The sequence below is a fragment of the Rhizobium sp. P2_G2 genome (genome assembly GCF_056403555.1).
In genome coordinates this window covers 24,532-30,531 of sequence record NZ_JBFUFF010000083.1, presented here as the reverse complement: position 1 = coordinate 30,531, position 6,000 = coordinate 24,532, and the positions used below count along the sequence as shown (strand labels likewise).

7 protein-coding genes are annotated in these 6,000 nt (G+C 63.6%); 3 read left to right on the top strand and 4 right to left on the bottom strand.

The features are described from left to right. Positions 1–52 precede the first annotated feature (52 nt). Positions 53–424, top strand: a complete 372-nt coding sequence (locus tag AC1D06_RS33115; RefSeq protein WP_477990094.1) for an endonuclease domain-containing protein — start codon at positions 53–55, stop codon at positions 422–424. Positions 425–1,274: 850 nt separating this feature from the next. On the opposite strand, the gene AC1D06_RS33110 is transcribed toward AC1D06_RS33115, so the two are convergent. Beyond that, positions 1,275–3,299 (bottom strand): AAA family ATPase, encoded by a 2,025-nt coding sequence (locus AC1D06_RS33110; RefSeq protein WP_477990093.1) that lies wholly within the window; start codon positions 3,297–3,299, stop codon positions 1,275–1,277. A 115-nt stretch (positions 3,300–3,414) separates the two neighbouring features. Here AC1D06_RS33110 and AC1D06_RS33105 point away from each other — a divergent pair, with 115 nt between their 5' ends. Next, positions 3,415–3,843 carry a type II toxin-antitoxin system HicB family antitoxin gene (locus tag AC1D06_RS33105; protein WP_477990092.1) on the top strand — a complete coding sequence of 143 codons (429 nt, stop codon included), beginning with the start codon at positions 3,415–3,417 and terminating at the stop codon, positions 3,841–3,843. Between the two features lie 96 nt (positions 3,844–3,939). Further along, the gene (locus AC1D06_RS33100) at positions 3,940–4,200 is read left to right on the top strand and encodes a DUF982 domain-containing protein (RefSeq protein WP_477990091.1); all 261 of its coding nucleotides are present in this window, start codon (positions 3,940–3,942) and stop codon (positions 4,198–4,200) included. Positions 4,201–4,666: 466 nt separating this feature from the next. On the opposite strand, the gene AC1D06_RS33095 is transcribed toward AC1D06_RS33100, so the two are convergent. The 3 genes from AC1D06_RS33095 to AC1D06_RS33085 form a co-directional block, all read right to left on the bottom strand. Next, positions 4,667–5,098: a hypothetical protein gene (locus tag AC1D06_RS33095; protein ID WP_477990090.1), complete on the bottom strand. Its 432-nt coding sequence runs from the start codon at positions 5,096–5,098 to the stop codon at positions 4,667–4,669. Between the two features lie 164 nt (positions 5,099–5,262). Then, on the bottom strand, positions 5,263–5,418 hold the full coding sequence (locus AC1D06_RS33090; RefSeq protein ID WP_477990089.1) for a hypothetical protein: 156 nt from the start codon (positions 5,416–5,418) through the stop codon (positions 5,263–5,265). Positions 5,419–5,530: 112 nt separating this feature from the next. Next, the gene (locus tag AC1D06_RS33085) at positions 5,531–5,881 is read right to left on the bottom strand and encodes a hypothetical protein (RefSeq protein ID WP_477990088.1); all 351 of its coding nucleotides are present in this window, start codon (positions 5,879–5,881) and stop codon (positions 5,531–5,533) included. Positions 5,882–6,000 lie beyond the last annotated feature (119 nt).

The following is a 6,000-nucleotide window of genomic DNA, read 5'->3' as shown; positions in this document are numbered from 1 at the left end:
GGTCGAGACAAGTGGCGCGACCTGGGTTTTGCAGTGAGAGCAGTGGACAAAAATGCCGCATTCAAACATCGGATCCAAGACGAGAAAGAATGCGAAAGCTCTTCGCCGTGAATTGATCAAAGCCGAGCAGGCGATGTGGGATATGTTGCGCGATCTGCTCCCTTCTGGCGCCCGGTTTCGGCGCGAGACACCGATCGGTCCATATATCGCGGATTTCGCGTGGTTGTCCGCTCGGCTGGTCATCGAGGTCGATGGCGATAGCCATGAGACGCTAGCGGGAAAGATGCACGACGCGGCGCACGACGCATTTCTGAAGCGACAGGGTTTTACGATTCTTCGTTTCGACAATGCACAGGTTCTGGACGGCGCTGATTATGTTTTTACCGAGATCGAGCGGCATGTGAGGCATCTTCTGAAGGGATAGGCTGACGTGACGGTTACTTTTTGAACTTCTATCAAAAGCCCCTGCGTAGAAAGCCGGGCATTGCATATGAGGCAAAAACCCTCTCTGGCTTGCCGGCCATCTCTCCCACAAGGGGGGAAGACTCGCGGCACCGCCTCGGCCCAATTGAGGCACCTACGATGCGGCTGGGTTAGTCCCTCCCCCTTGTGGGGCTGCCAGATTCACACATCGCGAAAACATATTTTAAGTCAGAGACTTAAAGCGCTAGCTACCTAGCCTCACACCGGAAAATCAAAGCTGAAAAATGCAATGAAATCAATGACAGGTTCAGCGGGGGCGAGTCAAGTTTCGGAGTGTCTGAGGAGATGTGTGAATACGGTAGCCCCACAAGGGGGCTTAACCCAACCGCACCGCCGATGCCTCAATCGAGGCAAGGAGCGCGCCGCAAGTCTTCTCCCCCCTTGTGGGGGAGATGGCCGGCAGGCCAGAGAGGGTCTTCGCGCGATATGCGATTGCCCGCGTTGCCAGTCGAGCTTCCATGTGATCCACCTCCCGCCTCCTCCACGCCGGACAGCCCATCCGTGCTACGGCCACCCATCAACCATCCCCCCAATGCCTGCCGCCACCCCTCTCCCCAGAAGGCGGCGCGGCAAGCGCGCCTTCTCTCCGTAGGAGAGACCCCCTTGCCGCGGCTTGCCGCATAATGATTTCAATGACTTACGGCTGCTTGCCGCGCTTGCCGCACTTTGCTTGCCGCGCTTGCCGTAGTCCTTGATTTCATTGAACAAAACGTGCGGCAAGCAATTCCTGGCCGCCGTTTGCCGGACCCTTGCCGCAGCTTGCCGCGCCCTTGCCGCACCCTTGCCGCACATCAATTCAGGTCTCCGATCACTCTCAAACCAGACCTGTTGTTGCGGCTCTCGAACGTGCTGGAGATGATGATTTCATTGTCCAGCCACGCCTTCAGAAGCCGATCCATGACGTCGGAATTGATGTTGAATTTCTGACTCAACGCCCGCGGCGCATAACGCCCCGTCCGCTGCGACTGAATGGTCATGGAATAGGGATTGCCCTTGTCGAAGGCCGTCTGGATTTCGCGCAGGATCACCTTGCAGGTGCTTTTCGACGGCAGATCGTCATGCCGCTCCCCCTCCGCTGCCGTCACCACACAGGAGCCGATCCTGTCGCCATCCTGGTCGTGCCCCAGATCGACCGCTTTCAACTTGAACCTGAACTCCTCGCCGCCCTCGTAATCGCGCTGTTTCGTCACCCTGGCCACGCGCCCCTCGACCTCATCGACCGACACTTCGATCTCGGTATCCGTCGCCGCCCGGAGCGAGGAGTGGCCGCGGGCGCCCTTGGCCACGTCCTTGCCGGTGTGATGGACGATCATCACATGGGCGCCGGTGGCCTGGCGGATCGCATCGACGTTCCTGATGAAGGCGGTCATGTCGGTGGCGGCGTTTTCGTCGCCGCCGGCGATGACGCGCGACAGCGTGTCGATGACGATCAGCGACAGCGGCGCCACCTCCTCCACCTCGCGCGCCAGCCGGATCACATGGGCGGTATCGGCCCGGGGATCGAGCAGGTCGAGCCCGGCGCGGCGTAGCGCCAGGGGCACATCGGTCACCCCCGTCCGGCTGCGCAGTGCCGCGATGCGGTTGGCAATGCCGTTGCCGCCCTCGGCCGCCAGATAGAGCACCGCTCCGCCATCCACCCGGCGCTCCCGCCAGCGGGCCGCGGTGGCGATATGGAAGGCCAGATCGAGGGCAAAGAAGGTCTTGCCGCTGTTGGATGGACCGTAGATCACCGACATCGCCGCATGATCGAGAAAACCCTTGATGATATAGGGCGACACCGTCACCGGCTGGACATGATCGAACCATTCCAGCTCCGATTTCGCCCGCGCCTTCTCCGTCTCGTTCCTTTCTGCCTCCTTCTTCTCCCAGGCCGCCAGGATCATCGCGTTGATCCGCGCCGCCTCCAAGGGATCGACCGCAGGCGGCAGGTCGGATTGCGGCAGGATGCGCGGCTCCTTCCGTCCGGCGCCGAGGCCGGATTGGATCGTCATGCGGCTTTCCACCGCGTCGAGCCCCGAATGCGCCGCCGCATTGGCCAGCAGCGCAAACACCTCGCTCTCGCCGATAAAACCGGCGCCGACCAGCTGGCCGAGCGCGAAGGCGGCTTCGTTGAGCGTGTTGTTGCGCCCGCCCTCGGCAGCACCGGCCACCTTGGCCACCTCCGCGGCAATCGCCGCATCGCAATAGGCGCGGATGCGCTGATCGGACATTTCTGTCCGGGGAACGGCCATCGGCTGGACCGGGCGCGTCGGCTCGCCATCGAGAATGGCGCTGAACCAGTCCGGCAGGACGGGGGCTGCGGCCAGGTCGCCGAACAGCTCATAACGGCCACGCTGCATCTCGCTGCCCGGCGCAATCACATAGCCGCCATCGCCGCGGATATTGATGCCCATATCCTTGAGCTTGCAGCCCTTGTAGAGGCGGCTGTCGGCATTGCCGAAGCTTTTGCCCTCCGGCTGGCGATAGAAGAAATGCGTGCCGTTGCCGGGCGTCGACACGGTCGGCACCGGCGCCGGGTCATAGCCATGATCGGCCATCATGTCGCCCACCGCCAGCACGCCATCGGCCTGCCCGTGCCGGTCGGCATCGATGACGATCAGCCCCGATTTCGCCAGATCCRGCCCCGGCGCCGCATTCGGCCAGGTCCGCCACCAGCGGCTGACCTGCTCCGCATCATTGCTGGACATTTTGCGCCATTGGATCGTCGGCATCGGCTTCTTCGCCCCGTCGCCGGAGGAACGGCAGGGGAAGACGAAATAGCCGAGATCGGCGAGGCGAAGCGCGGTTTCGAAATTGGGGCTGAGGGTCATGGGCATGGATGGGGGTCACAACGGAAGTGACGGCTCTCGACCTCGGACTTTTTTGTCCGAATTCACTTGAATTACGGACAAAAATGTCCGACACTCGCCGCATCGAAACGGAGAGAGACCCATGCAAACCTACGCCTACGCAGCCATATTCGAGCCCAGCGAGCGCGACGGCGGCTTTGTCGTCACCTTTCCGGACGTGCCGGAGGCGATCACCGAAGGTGACGACATGGTCGAGGCTCGGGCGATGGCGCGAGATGCCCTGGGCGTTGCCCTGCTCTTCTATCTGGAAGCCGGCCAGCCCCTGCCCGAGGCCGCCGCGGCCGGCCCGATGATCACGCCGGATCCGGAAATCGCCGCCAAGATCGCCGTGATCGAGACCTTTCGCGGCTCGGGCCTGACGCAAAGCGAGCTGGCGCGCCGCATGGGTCGCGATGAAAAGGAAGTGCGCCGGCTGCTCGACCCGGACAAGGCGACCAAGCTGCCCCTGCTGCAGGTCGCACTTGCCGCCATGGGCTATGCGCTGGTCATCGGCCTGGAGCCGGCGGAATAGCCGAAGGCCGCCCGCCTGGGATTCTTTTCCGCCACACGGAACGATTCGTTTCCGACCGACATGAATCGCCATGGTTGTGCGTGAAAGGTTTGTGTCATGGCCCAGTTCTGGGATAAGGGCGTGGAGCTCGAACTCCACGGCATCGGCAAATATCGCCGCGTCACCAGCACCGAAGAAGCCGCCCGGCACCTGACCGGCGAGGAATGGCCGGAAAGCGACAGCCCGGCCTTCAAGGCGGCGGTCAAAGCCTGCATCGCGGCGCTGGAAAACACCCGCAAGAGGGCGCTGGCCTCCAAAGCGCGCGCGGCGTTCATCAAGGCTGCGGATGATGCGGGGATTTATGTGAGGGAGAGGTAGCGGTGTTGACCTGAGCGGCTTGCGCCGTTCCGGGAAGGCCTCTGTCGCACGTGGCGCACCCCCCTCTGCCCTCCTGAGCTTTTGTCGAAGGGCGGGCATCTCCCCCTCAAGGGGGGAGATTGACTCGCGGCGCTCCCACCGCCTCACATGAACGTTGCAGAGCAGGCGACGGTAGACGAAGCCGAGACGGCGCCCCATCCAATCTCCCCCCTTGAGGGGGAGATGTCCGGCAGGACAGAGGGGGGTGTCCCACCGGATGACGCTACCACACGAGGATCGCAGGAAGGGTCGAGAGGGACACAACAAAACACCAAGCATCGTCCCGATCCTTCCCGAGCAATGGGGTTCAAATAGAAATGCCGGGCGCAGCAAAAACCAGCGCCCGGCTTTGCCTCGCAACGGCCCTCGAAAAAGCGACCGCGTCAAAATGGCCCTCGATCGAGCAGCCTTGCACCCCCATCCCACATCAGACCGGCATGCCAGCCGCCCCAGCCGCCCTCACCGCCCTCACCTCGTTGCGCGGCCCATATTGGCCCGCGGGATCGCTCGCGATCCCCACCTTGATCCGGCAGGCAATGTTGCACAGTTCGTCCACATCGCGCGGCACCAGCCGCCCAGTCGCCGCGCGGATCGCGGCAAATTGCGCATTGGCGATGGCGATCACCTTGTCGAGATTTTGCATATTCTCAGCCCAGAGATTGAGCCGCTGAGAGATGAGGCGATTGCCAAACGGCCCGGCCTCGATCTGCCAGGTCAGTGTCAGGCAGCGGCCGTAACTGCTGGCCCTCGACACGTCCCCGATCGCCGCACCGACAATGCTGGCGCGATAATCACCGGCCGGGACAGGCGCGAAGCCGGTCGAGGCCCGGGCATCATGAGGGCCGGCACGATGCACCATGATGGCGCCTCCCGGGGGTTGCGCCTGCCCCAACAGTGCACCGTCGCAGGCCGAGACGCGCCGCATCGGCATGGTAAAGGGCGATCGGCCCCGGCAGGTCCGCCGGGAAACCGGAGCCGATCGCATCCGGCCCTGCCATGGCCGAGAGAGCGTCAGGGGTCATGTCATGCCGCCTGTTTTTGCGGCCTGTCGGGCCTGAGTTTACGGGCTTCCGGCTTGTCCGTCGGGCTGGTGCAATCCTCGCACCAGCGCTCGATGATCTCGGCCGGCCCGAGCGATTTGTGGCAGGCGGGGCATTGGTCGATGGGGTGGGTGAGCATTGGTGTGGGCTCCGTGGTTGCGTGTGTGGGGCGGCTGAAGTTCATCTCAACAAAGGTGCAGCAACTGCATGCGCGAAAATCCCGCGACATGAGGTGAGGTTGTCACCACCCCCTACTCCCGCCCCACCCGCTGCCCCGCCTCGGCGATCGACAGCCCCGACAGGATCAGCGCAATGAACCGGTCCTCGGCACTGCGCGGCACATCGAAGCCGCGTCGCACCCGGCGGTGGCGGCGCAGCGCCTCGGGCTCTTCCACCTCCGGCACGCCGATCTTGCGCACCGCCGGCGGCACGCCGCCGCCATGGGTCATGCCATATTGCCGGCGCTCGTGGATCAGGGTCGAGTTGGGGGCAAAATGCACGAGGCCCAGAATCGCCGCGATCTCGGTAAACTCCTTGCCCTCGCCATAGGCGATCAGCGCCCGACGGATCTGACTGTCGCAATAGGTTCGCTGCCGCGTCATGGCCTGCTCCTCGTCCTCAAAATCGAAATCCTCAAAACCGAAATCATCGTCACCGGCGCCGGCGCAGAGGCGGCGGCCGAACGCCGCCGGTTGAACCTCGGCAACGGTGTGGCGGCGGC